Here is a 17,231-nt window from a genome sequence, read left to right on the forward strand (position 1 = left end):
CTCGCCAGAATCGCCTTTGCCCTGATGCAGACACAGACGACCTACCAACCCCGGGGATAAGCCGTCATTGACATAGAATCTCCTACGCTGCCCCACCCGCGCCATTCCCATGTAGGAGCGCGCCCTGCGCGCGATTCGCGGGCAGGGCCCGCTTACGGTTCCAGGAAGCACGGGCGTAGGAGCAACTGTCTTGCCGGCTGCACCGAGATGCGCCTCAACGGATGGGTTGAGCCTTGGCGAAACCCAGGCGGTCGTGGTGATGGGTATCGCTTCGCTCAACACCATCCTACGAAAAACCATGCTCGCTCATGCGGTTGCGGACCTTGTCCGCGATTGGATTCACCGGCCACGCCGGCAACCCCGCTGGCACGGCCAGCTGTCCGAAATCCCCCGAGGGGCGCCGAAATCTTATAGATTCCGAGAGCGTTGTTATATTTAAGACAGCCGGCCGGGATTAAGCTGCAGCCATCGCAGGGCATCGCGCGCGCGGCGCGGCCCCTGGCGATGCGACCCGGAGCGCCCGGCCCTGCCGCCAGGGCATGAGGTAGAGGACAACAATAATGAAGATGTCCAGTGTGTACGAACCCGGTGGCGACGACGCCGAAGCCCCGGTGGTGAAGCCCGACCTGCGGGTGGGCTTCATTCTGATGAACCAGTTCACCCTGGTGCCCGTGGCCGGCCTGGTGGACTCGCTGCGCTTCGCCGCCGACAAGTCCTTCCGCAGCCAGCAGATCTTCTGCAAGTGGGACTGGATGACCTGCGACGACCAGCCGGTGACCGCCAGCTGCGGCATGCCGATCTCCCCGACCAAGCCGCTGAGCGTCATCGACCAGTACGACTACGTGGTGCTGGCCGGCGGCCTGCTGAGCGAGACGCGCAACCCGCCCGAATCCCTGCTGCAGCTGCTGCGCGAACTGCGCGCGGCCAAGACGCCGATCATCGGCCTGTGCTCAGGCTCCTTCGTGCTGGGCAAGGCCGGCCTGCTCGACGGCCGCCGCTGCGCCGTGCACTTCACCATCCGCGAGGAGTTCATGCAGCGCTTCCCCGAAGCGGAAGTGCTGGTGGACAAGAGCTACGTCGACGACGACGGCATCATCACCTGTCCCGGCGGCACCGCCATCGACCTGGCGGCCAAGCTGATCAGCCGCCACTGCGGGCTGATCCGCGCGCAGAAGGGCCTGGAATACCTGCTGGTGGACGACGAGGAAATCCAGCGGCAGGCCAGCGACGACAAGGCCCCGGTGACCGAGCTGCACGTCTACAAGAACGCCCTGGTGGAGCGCGCCATCGCCTACATGCGCAACCACATGGACTCGCCCACCTCGCTGCGCGAAGTGGCGGAAAGCATCGGCACCAACGAGCGCCAGCTGCACCGCGCCTTCATGTCCAGCACCAACGAGTCGCCCGCCCAGTACTGGCGCAAGCTGCGCCTGGACGAGGCGCGCAAGATGCTGATGAACACCGAGCTACACGTCACCCAGATCGCCTATCTGACCGGCTTCTCCGACGCCTCGCACTTCATCCTCTGGTTCCGCAAGCAGTTCGGCGAAACGCCCTGCTCGTTCCGCAAGCGCCGCCACGACGTGGAAAAACTGATAAATTCCGGCCACTGAACGGCCCGCTCGCAGCGCCCTGCCGCCCCGGCGGCAGGCGCACGGCAACCCCGCATCTCATCCGCTCCCCCCACACAATCCCAGGGAAGGCCCCTGACGCCAGGCTCGGCGCCCGCCGAGCCGCGCCCCGCCTCCCGCTTTCCGATCAAGGCACAGCATGACCACCGCCGCAGCGTCGCAACAAACCAAAGGCAACCTCCTGGGCATAGGCGCCATCCTGCTCTGGAGCACCATGGCCTCGCTCATGCGCCTGATGAGCGAGGCCTTCGGCCCCCTCGGCGGCGCCGCGCTGATGTACACAGTGGCCACGCTCTTCCTCGCCCTGCTGCTGGGCTGGCCTTCGCTGCGGCACTTCAGCCTGCGCTACCTGGTGGTGGTCGGGAGCCTGTTCGTCACCTACGAGATCGCCCTGTTCCTGGCGCTGGCCTTCGCCCAGAACCGCGCCCAGGCCATCGAGGTGGCCATGCTCAACCACCTGTGGCCCTGCCTGACCGTCCTGCTGGCCACGCTGCTGCGGCTGCAGCGGGCCAGTCTCTGGCTGATCCCGGGGATGGCGCTGTCGCTGCTGGGCGTGGGCTGGATCCTCAGCGGCGGCCAGGGCCTGTCGGTGCAGAGCATCGCCCGCAACGCCGTGCAGAACCCCCTGAGCTACGGGCTGGGGGTCGGCTGCGCCTGCGTCTGGGCCCTGTACTGCTGCATCTCCAAGCGCATGGCGCCGACCAAGGACGGCACCGTGCCCTTCTTCGCCATGGCCAGCGCGGTGCTCTGGATCAAGTACGCCTTCAGCGACGAGTCCCTGGCCATGCCCGGCCTCGGCGGGGCCGGGCTGCTGGTGGCCACGGCGCTGGTCATCGCCCTGGGCTACGCGGCCTGGAACCAGGCGCTGCGCACCGGCAACCTGATGATGCTGGCCGCCACCTCCTACACCGCGCCGGTGCTGTCCTCGGCCTTCAGCTCGGTGATCCTCAGCACCGCCCTGGGCCTGAGCTTCTGGCAGGGCACGCTGATGGTGACCCTGGGTTCCCTGGTGTGCTGGTGGGCGTCGCGCAGCGGCTGATGCCCGCGCCCTGCCCGGCCGCCCGGCCGCGCACGTGCGCCAGCAGGGCCTGCAGCGGGTGCGGCAGGGCCTTGCCTTCCATGCGCTTGACCTGGCTGCGGCACGAGTAGCCGTCGGCCAGCAGGTTCGCCTCCACGCCATGCTCCGCGATCAACCGTCCCCAGGACTGCGCGTAGATGGCCCTGGAGGTCTGCAGGTTGCGTGTCTCGTGCCCATAGGTGCCGGACATGCCGCAGCAACCCGTGGCCAGCACCGTGAGCTCCAGCCCCAGCCGCTCGAACACCCGCTGCCACTGGCCGACGCTGGCCGGGGCGTTGGTCTTCTCGGTGCAGTGGGCCAGCAGCCGGTAGCCGGGCCGCTCCGCCCCCGTCGGCGCTTGCGTCGCCGGCAGCACGTCGCACAGCCATTCCTGGATGAGTTGCACGCGGGGCGTGTCCTCGCCCAGCAGCTTGGCGTACTCCTGGCGGTACACCAGGGTCATGGCCGGGTCGAGGCCGACCAGGGGCACGCCGCACGCGGCCAGCGCCGCCAGCGCCCCGCCATTGCGCCGCGCGGCCTTCTCGAAGGCGCCGAGGAAGCCCTGCACGTGCAGCGGCTTGCCGTTGGCGGCGAAGGGCGCCAGGTACACGCGGTAGCCCAGGCGCGAGGCCAGCTCGATCCAGTCGATGGCCACCGCCGTCTCGAAGTAGCGGGTGAAGGCGTCCTGCACGAACACCACGCTGCGCCCGCGTTCGGCCGCCGACAGGCCGGCCAGGCGCCGGGGCGTCGCCAGTTGCACGTCCCAGCGCGCGCAGGCCGCGTCGAAGTCCAGGCGGCTGAGCAGCGGGCTGTCGACCATGCCGGCCACCCGGGCGAGGAACAGGCGCACCGGGGCGAAGCCCATCAAACCGTTGTACAGCCGCGGGAAGCGGGCGAAGAAGGGAATGCTGAATTCCAGCGAGCCGATCAGGTAGTCCTTCAGCGGGCGCCCATAGCGGCCGTGGTACAGCTCCAGGAAGCGCGAGCGGAACTCCGGCACGTTGACCTTCACCGGGCACTGCCCCGCGCAGGACTTGCACGCCAGGCAGCCGGCCATGGCGTCGTACACCTGGTGGGAGAAGTCGCTTTCGCCCAGGCGCCGGGCCAGGGCATTGCGCAAGCGCCACAGCGGCGCCAGCGGCCGCCCGCCCCGTCGGATCGCCGCGCTCTGCGCCAGCACGTCGACGCCCTGCTCACCCTGCAGGCGCAGCCACTCGCGGATCAGCGAGGCGCGCCCCTTGGGCGATTGCGTGCGGTCGCGGGTGGCCTTCCACGACGGGCACATGGCGTCGTCCGGGTCGAAGTTGTAGCAGGCGCCGTTGCCGTTGCACTGCACGGCCGTGTCGTAGCTCTGCCAGACGCGCTCGTCGATGCGGCGGTCCAGTTCGCCGCGCAGGGTCACCTCGTCCACGCCGGTCAGCCGTGCCTCCGGCAGGCTCGCCGGTGTGGCGATCTTCCCGGGGTTGAGCTGGTTCCACGGGTCGAAGGCCGCCTTCAGCGCCTGCAACTCGGGGTACAGCTCGCCGAAGTAGGCCGGCGCGTACTCCGAGCGCAGGCCCTTGCCGTGCTCGCCCCAGAGCAACCCGCCGTACTTGCGCGTCAGGGCCGCCACGCCATCGGAGATGGGGCGGATCAGCGCGGCCTGGCGCGCGTCCTTCATGTCCAGCAGCGGGCGCACGTGCAGCACGCCGGCGTCCACGTGGCCGAACATGCCGTACTGCAGGCCGTGGCCGTCGAGCAGGGCGCGGAACTCGGCGATGAAGTCCGCCAGGTGCTCCGGCGGCACCGCCGTGTCCTCGACGAAGGGCTGCGGCCGGGCCTGGCCCTCGACGTTGCCGAGCAGGCCGACGGCGCGCTTGCGCATGGCGTAGACGCGTTTCACCGCCTCGTCGCCGATCGCCAGGGTGTGCCCCAGGCGCTGCACGGAAGTGTCGCTGCGCAGGTGCTCGACGAAGGCGTGGACGCGCTGCTCCAGCTCGGGCCAGTCGTCGCCGCTGAATTCGATCAGGTTGATGCCGAGGGTCGGCGTATCCGCATCCTCGGGGAAATACTCGGCCACGCCGTGCCAGACGATGTCGCGCATGGCCAGCAGCAGCACCTTGGAATCCACCGTCTCGATGGACAGCGGCCGCAGCGCCATCAGCGCCTTGGCGTCGCGCAGCGCGCTCATGAAGCTGGCGTAGCGCACGTTGACCAGCACCGAATGACGGGGGATCGGCAGCACGTTGAGCTTGGCTTCGACGATGAAGCCCAGGGTGCCTTCGGAACCGCACAGCACGCTGTTGAGGTTGAAGCGCCCGTCGGCCTCGCGCAGGTGCGCCAGGTCGTAGCCGGTCAGGCAGCGGTTGAGCCTGGGAAAGCCGGCGGCGATCAGCTCGGCCTTGCTGTCGGCGATGTCGCGCGCGCAGCGCAGCACCTCGGCGCGCCGGTCGCCGCGGGCGATCTGCGCCTGCAGCGCCGGTTCGTCCATGGCCGCGCTGTGCAGCACTTCGCCGCCCAGCAGCACGCTGTGCAGTTCCAGCACGTGGTCGCGGGTCTTGCCGTAGGTGCAACTGCCCTGCCCGCTGGCGTCGGTGTTGATCATGCCGCCGAGGGTGGCGCGGTTGGAGGTCGACAGCTCAGGGGCGAAGAACAGCCCGTGGGGGCGCAGCGCGGCGTTGAGCTGGTCCTTGACCACCCCGCCCTGCACCCGCACCCAGCGCCGCTCGGGGTCGATCTCGAGAATCCGCGTCAGGTGCCGGGACAGGTCGACGACTATGCCCTCGGTCAGCGACTGGCCGTTGGTGCCGGTGCCGCCGCCGCGCGGGGCCAGTACCACCTCGCGGAACTCGGCGCGGCCGGCCAGCTCGGCCAGGCAGACGACGTCCGCCGTATCCAGCGGGAACACCGCCGCCTGCGGCAGGCGCTGGTAGATGGAGTTGTCGGTGGCGAGCACCGTGCGCGTCGCCTGGTCCGGGGTGATCTCGCCGCGGAAGCCGGCGGCGCGCAAGCGCTCCAGGAACGCGCGATAGACCTTGGCGAGCCGGGGTTCGGCGGGGAGACGGGCGATCATCAGCGTTGCGCCCAGGCCTGGATCTCGATGCGGTAGTCGGGGCTGGCCAGCTGCGCGCCGACGCAGGCGCGGGCCGGCTGCAGCACGCCGCCGACCCAGGCGTCGTAGACCTCGTTCATGGCCGCGAAGTCCTGCATGTCGGCCAGCCAGATCTGCACCCGCAGCAGCCCTTCGCGGCCGACGCCGGCCTTGGCCAGCAGGGCGTCGAGCTGGGCCAGCACGTCGCGGGTCTGCCCGGCGATGCCCGCCGCGCAGTCGTTGGCCACCAGGCCCGAGGTTTCGATCCTGTCGCCGGCGATGACCAGTTTGCTGGCCCGGGGCGATGCGTCAATACGGGTAATCATGCTGCGCCGGCGCCTCAGAAGATCACGTAGGTCTTGCGGAAGGGTTCGCGGATGTCCCACACGCCTTCGCAGTTGGCCGGGAAGAACACCGCGTCGCCGGCGCGCAGCTCCAGCGGCTCGCCGCCGTCGGGGGTGAAGATGCACCAGCCGGAAACGACGTGGCTGAACTCGCGGTTCATGATGTGCCGGCGGAATACCCCCGGGCTGCTTTCCCAAACGCCCACCGAGGCGGAGGACGCCTCCAGGGTGACGTCCTGCCCCAGGCGGGCCTGGGCGACGAGGTCGCCGACCGGCAGCTTGGCCGGGGTCGGTTCGCCCATGGGCGATTGCGCGGCGTTCTTGATCAGGGTCGGTTTGACGGCCATGGGTTCGGTTCCTCTTCAAGGGGTGCCCGGGGCCTGCCCGGGCGGATTCGTAAGGGTTGCGCGCCGTCAGCTTTCCAGGCCGGCGCGGTGCTGGCCCCAGCACAGGCTGGCGTTGACGCCGAGGGACAGGAACGGCTGCGGCGGGTTGCGGCTGGGCCCCGCGCTGGCGAGCAGGAAGTCGATCAGTTCGTTGCGCTGGCCGGCCAGCCAGTCGGCCAGCAGCGTGCCGGTGCCGGTGCCGCGGGTGATGCCCAGGCCGTTGCAGCCCAGCGCGCCGTAGACGTTGGGCGCCAGCTCGCCGAAGTGGCCGGCGTGGTTGCGCGTCATGCCCATGGCGCCGCCCCAGGTGTAGTCGAACGCCACGCCCGGCAGCATCGGGAAGCGATGCTCGAAGGAGCGCCGCTGGGCCGCCGCGGCCCGTGCCAGCAGGCGCGCGTCGATCTTGCCGCTGGGGTTGAAGCTGAAGCTGTTGCGCACCAGCAGGCGCTGGTCCGGGGTACGCCGCAGGGTGCTACCGAAGGGGTCGGCGGGGATGATCCCCCAGACCGGCTTGCCGCCCAGCCGCGCCTGCTCTTCCACGCTCAGCGGGCGGGTCATGCTGGCGTAGGTGAACACCGGCAGCAGGCGCCCCTTGAGGAAGCCGAACTGGGTGGCGAAGGCGTTGTTGGCGAGCACCAGCTTGTCGGCAACCACGCTGCCCATGGCGTGGCGCAGGGTGATCGGCCCACGGTAGTCCACCTCGGTGACGGCGCAGCGCTCGAACAGCGAGACGTTGGCCGGCAGGCTGTCGGCCAGGCCCTTCACCAGGCTCGCCGGCTGCAACAGCAGGGTGCCGGGGGTGTACAGCGCGCGGCGGTAGAAGGAAGTGCCCAGGTGCGCGGGCAGCTCGTCGGCCTCGATGATCTGGTAGGCCTGGCCGAGCTTCTCCAGGCCGCTCTTGTAGGCTTCCAGCACCCGCAGGCCCTTGTCCTCCACCGCCGCCTGGTACTTGCCCACCGGCTTGAGCTGGCAGTCGATGCCGTGCCGCGCCACCAGCGAGGTGATCACGCCCTGGGCGAACAGGTTCAGCTTCAGGCTCATCCGCGCAATGGCCGGATCGCCGATGTAGTCGGGCGCACCTATGTCATGGGGCAGGTCGATGGCGAAACCGGAGTTGCGCCCGGACGAGCCGAAGCCCACCTCCTGGGCCTCCAGCAGCACGACCTCGTCGGCCGGGAAGTTCAACGCCAGTTGGCGCGCGGCGGCAAGCCCGGTCAGGCCCGCCCCGACCACCGCCCAGCGCACCCGCACCTGGCCGCCGCGGGCGGCCCGCGGGGTGCGCGGGGGGCTGAGGTGGAACCAGCCGCAGCCATTATCGTCAGCAGGGGTTTCTTGTATTTTCACGGTGTTCTGCTCTCACAACGGATGGCGAATTCTGGAGCGCGCGCCAGCCCGGCGCCTATAACGAAAAGGACGATTGCCAGCAGGTTTCCCCTCGCCCGCCCACGCCGGCCGTGCCCAGCTCCCCTGCCCGCCGATCCCGCGGCCGCGAACGTCCTATCACTTGTCCCGGTCGTTATATGGCAAGCCGGCGCGCGGGTGAGATAGTGGGCCGATCGAATCGAGAGCCAGGCACGCCGCGCGTGCCGCGGCAAAGGGGGTAATCATGCACAGCCTTGGCATACTGGGCGTGGGCGAGCTGACCGAGAAGGTCGTGCGCGGCCTGCGCCGCAGCGGTTTCGACGGGCGCATCCTGCTGTCGCCGCGCAACCACGAGCGCTCCGCCCAACTGGCCGCGGACTGCCGCGCGCAGGTGATGGACAGCAACCAGGCGGTGGTCGACGCGGCCGAACTGCTGGTCGTCGGCGTGCGCCCCGACGCCCTGGCGGCGCTGGCCGACGAGGTGCGGGTGCCGCCGGGGCGCAAGCTGGTTTCGCTGGTCGCCGGCGTCGGCCTGGGGCAACTGGCCGGGCACTTCCCCGGGGCCCGCTGCGTGCGGGCGATGCTTTCCTATGCGGCGCAGTTCAACCAGTCGACCGTGGTGGTCTGCCCGCCGGATGCGGCCACCGAGCGGGCGCTGCGAGCGCTCGGGCATCTGGTGGTGCTGCAGGAGGAAGCCGACTTCGAACTGGCCACCGTGGCCGCCTGCATGAACGGCTGGTTCTACTTCTTCCTCCACGACCTGCAGCAATGGCTGGTGGAAAAGGGCCTGCCCGCCGACAAGGCGCGCAGCCTGGTGCTGGACAACATGCAGGACTGCATCGCCAGCGCCCGCCACCACCCCGGCGTCGACCTCAGGACCCTCGGCCAGGCCATCGCCACGCCCGGCACCTACACCGCCAACGGGCTGGACATGCTCAATCACCTGCAGGCCAACGCCCACTGGGGCGCCGCCTGCGAAGTGGTGCTGGACGCGCTGCTGACCCGCTCGAGCGGGCCCGGCGCCTAGCGCCCCGCCCGCGACCGTTTGGCGCAACGCCGCGCCCTTCGCGCCAGCGGGCCTATGCTCCACCGGGTGGCGCCGCGCCGCCGCCCAACCCTCCACTCCCCGAAATACCGAGGTAGCAAGCAAGATGGCCAAGGCCGCCGATGTGGTTGTGCAATGCCTGGAGAACGAAGGCGTCGAATACGTCTTCGGCATTCCCGGCGAGGAGAACCTCGACCTGCTGGAATCCCTGCGCAAGTCGACGATCAGGCTGGTGCTGACGCGCCACGAGCAGTCCGCCGGCTTCATGGCCGCCACCTACGGCCGCCTGACCGGCAAGACCGGGGTGAGCCTGTCGACCCTCGGCCCCGGCGCCACCAACCTGGTCACCGCCGGCGCCTACGCCTACCTGGGCGGCATGCCGATGCTGATGATCACCGGGCAGAAGCCGATCAAGAAGTCCAAGCAGGGCCGCTTCCAGATCCTCGACGTGGTCGGCATGATGCAGCCGCTGACCAAGTACACCCACCAGTTGGCCTCGGCCGACAACATCCCCTCCCGCGTGCGCGAGGCCTTCCGCCTGGCCGAGGAAGAGAAACCCGGCGCCGTGCACCTGGAGCTGCCCGAGGACGTCGCCGCCGAGCAGACCGACAGCCTGCCCATCCCGCGCAGCCTGTCGCGCCGCCCGCTGGCCGAGCACAAGTCCATCGAGGCCGCGGTGGAGAAACTGCAGGCCGCGCGCAGCCCGATCCTGGTGATCGGCGCCGGGGCCAACCGCAAGATGACCGCCAAGGTCCTCAAGCAGCTGATCGACAAGACCGGCATCCCCTTCGTCACCACCCAGATGGGCAAGGGCGTGGTGGACGAGCGCCACCCGCGCTTTCTCGGCAACGCCGCGCTGTCCTCCGGCGACTTCGTGCACCGCGCGGTGGAGGCCGCCGACCTGATCGTCAACATCGGCCACGACGTGATCGAGAAGCCGCCGTTCTTCATGGTCCGCGGCGGCACCGAGGTGATCCACGTAAACTTCCGCTCGGCCGAGGTGGACCCGGTGTACTTCCCGCAGGTGGAAGTGATCGGCGACATCGCCAACGCCGTGTGGCAGATCGGCGAGGCGCTGCGCGACACCTCGCACTGGGACTTCGGCCGCCTGCTGGCGATCCGCGAGGCCAACGAGGCCCAGGTCGCCGAAGGCGCCGACGACGCCCGCTTCCCGCTGTACCCGCAACGCCTGGTGGCCGACGTGCGCCGCGCGCTGCCGTCGGACGGCATCGTGGCCCTGGACAACGGCATCTACAAGATCTGGTTCGCCCGCAACTACAAGGCGCACATGCCCAACACCGTGCTGCTGGACAACGCCCTGGCGACCATGGGCGCCGGCCTGCCCTCGGCCATGGCCGCGCACCTGGTGTACCCGCAGCGGCGCATCCTCGCGGTATGCGGCGACGGCGGCTTCATGATGAACAGCCAGGAGCTGGAAACCGCGGTGCGCCTGGAGATGAACCTCACGGTCGTCATCCTGCGCGACGACGGCTACGGGATGATCCGCTGGAAGCAGGCGAACATGGGCTTCAGCGACTTCGGCCTGGACTACGGCAACCCGGACTTCGTGCAGTACGCCCGGGCCTACGGCGCCCAGGGCCACCGGGTGGAAAGCGCGGAGGGCTTCCTGCCGCTGCTGGAGCGCTGCCTGAGCACGCCCGGGGTGCATGTCATCGACTGCCCGGTGGACTACTCGGAGAACGACCGCATCCTCAACATCGAGCTCAGAACCCGCAGCTCGGAAGTCTGACCCCCATGGACGCAGCGGCCCGCCCCGGGCCGCTGGCCAGCCTTCGCCCACTCGAATCCACAGGAGCATTGCATGCAACTGAAAGACCCTTCGCTCTTCCGCCAGCAGGCCTACATCGACGGCGCCTGGGTGGACGCCGACAACGGCCAGACCCTGAAGGTCAACAACCCGGCGACCAACGAGATCATCGGCAGCGTACCGAAGATGAGCGCCGCCGAGACGCGCCGCGCCATCGAGGCCGCCGACCGCGCCCTGCCGGCCTGGCGCGCGCTGACCGCCAAGGAGCGCGCCAACAAGCTGCGCCGCTGGTTCGAACTGATGATCGAGCACCAGGACGACCTGGGCCGCCTGCTGACCCAGGAACAGGGCAAGCCGCTGGCCGAAGCCAAGGGCGAGATCGCCTATGCCGCGTCCTTCTTCGAATGGTTCGGCGAAGAAGCCAAGCGCGTCTACGGCGACATGATTCCCGGCCACCAGCCGGACAAGCGCCTGATGGTGATCAAGCAGCCCATCGGCGTCACCGCCGCCATCACGCCGTGGAACTTCCCTTCGGCGATGATCACCCGCAAAGCCGGCCCGGCCCTGGCCGCCGGCTGCACCATGGTGCTCAAGCCCGCTTCGCAGACGCCGTATTCCGCCCTGGCCCTGGCCGAGCTGGCCGAGCGCGCCGGCATTCCGAAAGGCGTGTTCAGCGTGGTCACCGGTAGCGCCGGCGAGGTCGGCGGCGAGCTGACCGGCAACCCCATCGTGCGCAAGCTGAGCTTCACCGGCTCCACCGAGATCGGCCGCCAGCTGATGGCCGAGTGCGCCCAGGACATCAAGAAGGTCTCCCTGGAGCTGGGCGGCAACGCGCCCTTCATCGTCTTCGATGACGCCGACCTGGACGCCGCCGTGGAAGGCGCGCTGATCTCCAAGTACCGCAACAACGGCCAGACCTGCGTCTGCGCCAACCGCCTGTACATCCAGGACGGCGTGTACGACGCCTTCGTCGAGAAACTCAAGGCTGCCGTGGCCAAGCTGAACATCGGCAACGGCCTGGAGAGCGGCGTGACCACCGGCCCGCTGATCGATTCCAAGGCCGTGGCCAAGGTCGAAGAACACATCGCCGACGCCGTGAGCAAGGGCGCCAAGGTCGTCGCCGGCGGCAAGCCTCACGCCCTGGGCGGCACCTTCTTCGAGCCGACCATTCTGGTCGACGTGCCGAAGGACGCTGCCGTGGCCAAGGAAGAGACCTTCGGCCCGCTGGCGCCGCTGTTCCGCTTCAAGGACGAGGCCGAGGTCATCGCCATGGCCAACGACACCGAGTTCGGCCTGGCCTCCTACTTCTACGCCCGCGACCTGGGCCGCGTGTTCCGCGTGGCCGAGGCCCTGGAATACGGCATGGTGGGCATCAACACCGGGCTGATCTCCAACGAAGTGGCGCCCTTCGGCGGCATCAAGGCCTCGGGCCTGGGCCGCGAAGGTTCGAAGTACGGCATCGAGGACTATCTGGAGATCAAATACCTGTGCCTGAATATCCAGTGAGCCTTCGGCACAAGTTCAGCTGACTACTTTCCGCCAGTGGCGCACCGGGAGTCGCCACTGGCGTTTTTTATTTTCGGGCCGCCGTTTTCAATATCGCATTAATTGTCTTTGTTCTTATATCCCGCACTCACGCCTCGCTGAATCATGCCCTCTCCCGCCGAACCAACGGCAGACAAACCGAGGAACTTGCCATGCCCGTAATCCGCGTCACCTGGTTCAATGACAAGAGCGACTCCGTGAAGGCGGAAGTCGCCGCGGAGTTCACCCGCGTACTGGCCGAGAAGACCGGCATGGACAGCCAGTGGATCCACGTCGTCTTCGAGAACGTCAGCCCCTGCGACTGGGCGGTGGCCGGCGAACTGTTCGCCCGGCCCGGCGAGGATCCGGCCTAGCGGGTTGCGCCGCGGCGCCCGGCGTCGCGGCGCCCTTCCCGCCCCCTGCAGGCCCCGCCCGGCGCGGCCTGCAGCCCGCGAGCCAGAGCGCCCGCGGCCCTCCAGAAGGAATCTCCTATAAGTAGTCAGGCCTGTTATATGGCCGCCAAAGCCCTCGGTGAGATAGTGCTGACCAGGCTGTGGTTCGTATCTGTACGCCAGGAAAAGAAAGGATGCAGGGCCGCGCCGGCAAGCGTCGGCGCGACTTCCCGTGGCCGTGCCGGGCCGATGCACTCGTGCAGATAAAGCCACTGAACAATTCCAACAAGAAACAGCTGTTTGTTCCGCCGGCAAGCCTTGTCCGGCCCCCCATGGACAAGCATGCTGAGCGCTGACGGAGGCTCCATGTCCAACAATCACAAGATTTCATTGGAAGATGCATCGCTGAACAGCTTCCACAAGAAGCTGGCGATCTATTCTTCCGGCGCCCCATTCCTCGACGGCTACATACTGAGCATCATCGGCGTGGTGATGGTGCAACTGAGCCAGGCGCTGCAGCTGAGTTCGTTGCAGGAAGGCATGATCGCCGCGGCCTCGCTGGTGGGCATGTTCTTCGGCGGCTTCGTCGGCGGCCTGTTCACCGACCGGCTCGGGCGCAAGACGCTGTACGTGCTGGTGCTGGTGGTCCTGGCGCTGTTCTCCCTGTGCCAGTTCTGGGTCGCCTCCGCCTGGTCGCTGATCGCCCTGCGCCTGATGCTCGGCGTCGCCATCGGCGCCGACCACCCGCTGGCCACCTCCCTGCTGGCCGAGTTCCTGCCGAAGAAACAGCGCGGCTCCATCCTCGCCAGCCTGGTGATGATGTGGTTCGTCGGCGCCGCCGTGGCCTACATCGCCGGCGAGCTGATCCTGCGCAGCGCCGGCCCAGACGCCTGGCGCTGGGCCCTGGCCAGCGCGGTGGTGCCGGCGGTGCTGTTCCTGGTCATGCGCGCCGGCACCCCCGAGTCGGCCCGCTGGCTGCTGAGCAAGGGCCGCGTGCAGGAGGCCGACCAGGTGATCAAGAAGGTCTATGGCGAGCAGTACTCGGTGCGCAACCTGCCGGAGAAAACCCCGGAGCAGCACGTCTCGGTCTGGTCGCTGTTCCACTCCAACTACGGCAAGCGCATCTTCTTCGTCAGCATCTTCTGGACCTGCTCGATCATCCCGCAGTTCGCCATCTACGCCTTCGCCCCGAAAATCCTCAGCACCATGGGCCTGACCGGCGAGCTGGCGGCCTGGGGCGCGGTGGCCATCACCGTGATGTTCGTCTTCGGCTGCCTGCTGGGCGTCCGCCTGATCAACCCGCTGGGCCGGCGCAACATGCTCATGCACAGCTTCCTCTGGTCGGGCCTGGCCCTGTTGCTGCTGGGCCTGTGCCCGGACGGCGCGGCCCTGCTCACGCTGGTGCTGTTCGGCAGCTACGCGCTGTTCATCGGCGGCGCCCAGGTGCTGCAGTACGTGTACCCCAACGAGCTGTTCCCCACCTCCATCCGCGGTTCGGCGGTGGGCCTGGCGACCTCGCTGTCGCGCATCGGCGCGGCCGTCGGCACCTACCTGGTGCCCCTGTCGCTGGACGGCATCGGCATCGCCAACACCATGTTCGTGGCCTTCGGCGTCTCCATGGTGGGCCTCTTCGTCACCTGGCTGATGGCCCCGGAAACCCGTTCCCTGGACCTGCACCAGGCCAGCTCGCTCAGCTACTGAACCCGGCCGACAGGCAGCACGGGCCCGCGCATGGCGGGCCTCCTGCCGTCGGACGGAACCTCGACCCCGGGCCCCGCCCGCAGACGTACAGGTAGAAAAGATGGCATTCAAGAGAACGATCCACGCGGTGGACACCCACGCCGGCACGCCCATGCGCGTCATCACCGGCGGCGTCCCGCACATCCCCGGCAACAGCGTCTACGAGAAGATGAAGTGGCTGGAGGAAAACGACGACCAGTTGCGTAAGCTGATGCTGCGCGAGCCGCGGGGCTACCCGGCGCACTGCTGCAACATCATAGTGCCGCCGACGCACCCGGAAGCCGACGCCGGCTACATCATCATGGAGCAGATCGAGTACCCGGTGATGTCCGGCGGCAACACCATCTCGGTGGTGACCGTGCTGCTGGAGATGGGCATGCTGCCGATGCGCGAACCGGTCACCGAACTGGTGCTGGAGGCCCCCGCCGGGCTGATCCGGGTGAAGGCCGAGTGCAAGGACGGCAAGGTCAGGGGCGTCACCTTCCAGAACGTGCCGGCCTTCGCCGCGCACCTGGACGCGACCATCGACGTGCCGCACCTGGGCAAGGTCAGGGTCGACGTGGGCTGGGGCGGGATGTTCTACGTCATCGCCGACGTCCGCCAGTTCAAGGGCCTGGAACTGATCCCGCAGCACGGCGCCGAGATCGCCCGCATCTCCTCGATGATCCGCCAGGCGGCCATCGAGCAACTGCCGGTGGCGCACCCCGACTACCCGGGCATCGGCATCACCATCTCGCAGCTGTCCGGGCCCAGCGACGACCCCAGGGCCGACTGGAAGAACGTGGTGACCATGGCCTCGGGCGAGTTCTCCTGGGACGACCCGGCGACCTGGACCGGCGCGCTGGACCGCTGCCCCTGCGGCACCGGCACCTGCGCCAAGATGGCCACCCTGCACGCCAAGGGCGAGCTGCCGCTGGACCGGGACTTCCGCCACCAGGGCATCGTCGGCAACATCTACACCGGCCGGCTGATCGAGGAAACCCGCATCGGCGAGCACAAGGCGGTGGTCCCCACCATCACCGGCAAGAGCTGGATCTACGGAATCAACACCTTCGTGCTGGACCACGACGATCCCTTCACCGAGGGCTTCACCATAGGTGACATCTGGGCTTGAGTGCCCCCCGTCGTTCATGCTCCACCCCGAGGGCGCCTTCCCAGCCGAAGGCGCCCTCGGCGTTTTTCAGCCAGGCATCCAGGAGGATGGAAGAATGCAAATGATCGACGCCGCGCAGATCCGCGCGCTGCTGGACTGGGAGGGCGTGCTGCAGGCGCTGCAGCAGGCGCACCTGGGCGCGCGCCCCGCCGGCGACAGCTACTTCATCGGCGACGCCGAATACGGTCTGTTCAGCCGCGGCGTGGTGCTGCCCGGCTACGGCGCCGGGGTGAAGGTCTGCTCCATCTACCCCGCCGGCAACGCCGCGACGCCGCCGGTGCCGACCGAGCAGGCGGCCTTCATCGTCATCGACGAGGCCAGCAAGGCCATCGCCGCCATCCTCGACGGCCCCGAGATCACCCGCTGGAAAACCGCCGCGGATTCGGCGCTGGCCGCCCGCAAGCTGAGCCGCGAGGACAGCGCCGTGCTGCTGGTCATGGGCGCCGGGCCCATCGCCCAGGCCCTGGTGGACGCCTACCTGCACATCCGCCCATCCCTCCGCGAGGTGCTGCTGTGGAACCGCACGGCCGCGAAGCTCATGGCGACCTGCGCCGAACTCCAGGCCAGGGGCGTGAACGCGCGGATCGTCGACGACCTCGACCCGGCCGTGGCCCGCGCCGACATCATCGCCTCCGCCACCAGCGCCCCCACCCCGCTGATCCGCGGCGAGCTGGTGCGCCCCGGCACCCACCTCGACCTCGTCGGCGGCTACCGCGCGGACATGCGCGAGGCGGACGACCAGGCGGTGGCCAACGCACGTATCTTCGTCGACGACCAGGGCAGCGCGGCCTGCGCGGGCGACATCCTGGGGCCGCTGCAGGCGGGCGTCATCCAGCCCGGGCAGATCGAGGGCGATCTCTACGACCTGTGCCAGCGCTCCCCCTTCGCCCGCGCCGCCACGGACCGCACGCTGTACAAGAACGCCGGCGGCGCCCACCTGGACCTGGTCGTCGGCCAGTACGCCCTGGGCCGGCTGAAAGCCCAGGCGAAGGGCCTGGGTGCATAGGGCGGAGTCCGCTCGGTTCCAGGAAGCACGGGCGTAGGAGCAACTGTCTTGCCGGCTGCGCCGAGGCGCTCTTCGTAGGATGGGTTGAGCCTTGGCGAAACCCATGCGGTGGTGGTGATGGGTATCGCTCAACGCCATCCTACGCGGCGTCATATTTGCCGGAAGGTGTAGGAGCAACTGTCTTGCCGACTTTGCCGAGATGCTCTTCGTAGGATGGGTTGAGCCTTGGCGAAACCCATGCGGTCGGGGTGATGGGTATCGCTTCGCTCAACACCATCCTACGGGGTGGTTTGCCGGCGGGCGTAGGAGCGGACTCTGTCCGCGATTGGACTCACCGGCCACACACCGGTCACCCTGGTGGCACAGCTAACGGCGGATAACCGTGATCAGGATGACTCAGCATTCACCGCCCACTCCGAACGGCCCCCTCTCCCTTTGGGAGAGGGTTGGGGTGAGGGGCGGAGCCAGGATTGGAACACCTTCGCTGAACCAGGGCAGCGCTTGGATGAACAGCATTACGGGCGCAAAGGGACTCGAGCTCCCGAGCAGACTCAGCGCACCGCCGCCACCCCCTGGCTGCGCGGGTTCGGCAACTCCCGCGCATTGACCATGGCCTCCGCCAGACGGCGGAAGGTCACGGTGCCCAGCGGCTTCCCGCCCGGCGAGACCACCGTGACGTCGCCGTCCGGCACCAGCGCCAGCGTGCGCACCGCCTCCTCCACCGTGGTGCCGGCGGGGGTGGTCATCCCGCCC

General features: G+C 68.7%; 14 protein-coding genes and 1 pseudogene. 10 read left to right on the forward strand and 5 right to left on the reverse strand.

Annotated elements, in window-relative coordinates; translation table 11 throughout:
* The first annotated feature begins 560 nt into the window (after positions 1–560).
* Both RN02_RS23970 and yddG read left to right on the forward strand, forming a co-directional pair.
* The gene (locus RN02_RS23970; protein WP_009619760.1) at positions 561–1,613 is read left to right on the forward strand and encodes a GlxA family transcriptional regulator; all 1,053 of its coding nucleotides are present in this window, start codon (positions 561–563) and stop codon (positions 1,611–1,613) included.
* A gap of 157 nt (positions 1,614–1,770) precedes the next feature.
* Positions 1,771–2,670 carry an aromatic amino acid DMT transporter YddG gene (gene yddG, locus RN02_RS23975; RefSeq protein ID WP_043317402.1) on the forward strand — a complete coding sequence of 300 codons (900 nt, stop codon included), beginning with the start codon at positions 1,771–1,773 and terminating at the stop codon, positions 2,668–2,670.
* On the opposite strand, the gene ydiJ is transcribed toward yddG, so the two are convergent.
* The 4 genes from ydiJ to RN02_RS23995 all read right to left on the reverse strand — a co-directional run bounded on the left by ydiJ (position 2,579) and on the right by RN02_RS23995 (position 7,832).
* Positions 2,579–5,740, reverse strand: a complete 3,162-nt coding sequence (gene ydiJ / locus RN02_RS23980; protein WP_043317403.1) for a D-2-hydroxyglutarate dehydrogenase YdiJ — start codon at positions 5,738–5,740, stop codon at positions 2,579–2,581. The two genes, yddG and ydiJ, sit on opposite strands and share 92 nt — an antisense overlap.
* Entirely contained in the window at positions 5,740–6,084 is a 345-nt protein-coding gene (locus RN02_RS23985) for a RidA family protein (RefSeq protein ID WP_009619757.1), read from the reverse strand. The genes ydiJ and RN02_RS23985 overlap by 1 nt, the downstream gene beginning before the upstream one ends.
* A gap of 14 nt (positions 6,085–6,098) precedes the next feature.
* The gene (locus RN02_RS23990; RefSeq protein ID WP_009619756.1) at positions 6,099–6,449 is read right to left on the reverse strand and encodes a cupin domain-containing protein; all 351 of its coding nucleotides are present in this window, start codon (positions 6,447–6,449) and stop codon (positions 6,099–6,101) included.
* Between the two features lie 66 nt (positions 6,450–6,515).
* Entirely contained in the window at positions 6,516–7,832 is a 1,317-nt protein-coding gene (locus RN02_RS23995; protein ID WP_043266502.1) for an NAD(P)/FAD-dependent oxidoreductase, read from the reverse strand.
* 262 nt (positions 7,833–8,094) lie between these two features.
* Here RN02_RS23995 and RN02_RS24000 point away from each other — a divergent pair, with 262 nt between their 5' ends.
* The 8 genes from RN02_RS24000 to RN02_RS24030 all read left to right on the forward strand — a co-directional run bounded on the left by RN02_RS24000 (position 8,095) and on the right by RN02_RS24030 (position 16,478).
* Positions 8,095–8,877 (forward strand): NAD(P)-binding domain-containing protein, encoded by a 783-nt coding sequence (locus tag RN02_RS24000; RefSeq protein ID WP_043266504.1) that lies wholly within the window; start codon positions 8,095–8,097, stop codon positions 8,875–8,877.
* A 124-nt stretch (positions 8,878–9,001) separates the two neighbouring features.
* Entirely contained in the window at positions 9,002–10,645 is a 1,644-nt protein-coding gene (locus RN02_RS24005) for an acetolactate synthase large subunit (protein ID WP_043266505.1), read from the forward strand.
* 72 nt (positions 10,646–10,717) lie between these two features.
* Entirely contained in the window at positions 10,718–12,169 is a 1,452-nt protein-coding gene (gene gabD / locus RN02_RS24010) for an NADP-dependent succinate-semialdehyde dehydrogenase (RefSeq protein WP_043317406.1), read from the forward strand.
* A 191-nt stretch (positions 12,170–12,360) separates the two neighbouring features.
* Positions 12,361–12,561, forward strand: a complete 201-nt coding sequence (locus RN02_RS24015) for a tautomerase family protein (protein ID WP_009619751.1) — start codon at positions 12,361–12,363, stop codon at positions 12,559–12,561.
* A 212-nt stretch (positions 12,562–12,773) separates the two neighbouring features.
* A complete protein-coding gene (locus RN02_RS33775) occupies positions 12,774–12,935 on the forward strand; it encodes a hypothetical protein (RefSeq protein WP_009619750.1) in 162 nt (53 codons plus the stop codon).
* A 10-nt stretch (positions 12,936–12,945) separates the two neighbouring features.
* Positions 12,946–14,280, forward strand: coding sequence for an MFS transporter (locus RN02_RS24020; RefSeq protein ID WP_043266509.1), 1,335 nt, complete (start codon positions 12,946–12,948; stop codon positions 14,278–14,280).
* 100 nt (positions 14,281–14,380) lie between these two features.
* Positions 14,381–15,433, forward strand: coding sequence for a proline racemase family protein (locus tag RN02_RS24025; RefSeq protein ID WP_043317408.1), 1,053 nt, complete (start codon positions 14,381–14,383; stop codon positions 15,431–15,433).
* A 94-nt stretch (positions 15,434–15,527) separates the two neighbouring features.
* Positions 15,528–16,478: an ornithine cyclodeaminase family protein gene (locus RN02_RS24030; protein ID WP_043317411.1), complete on the forward strand. Its 951-nt coding sequence runs from the start codon at positions 15,528–15,530 to the stop codon at positions 16,476–16,478.
* Positions 16,479–17,029: 551 nt separating this feature from the next.
* Here RN02_RS24030 and RN02_RS24035 read toward each other — a convergent pair.
* A pseudogene (locus RN02_RS24035) lies at positions 17,030–17,231 on the reverse strand (proline/glycine betaine ABC transporter ATP-binding protein); the annotation flags it as partial.

Source organism: Pseudomonas sp. PI1 (genome assembly GCF_000812405.1).
GTDB classification, from domain to species: domain Bacteria; phylum Pseudomonadota; class Gammaproteobacteria; order Pseudomonadales; family Pseudomonadaceae; genus Pseudomonas; species Pseudomonas citronellolis.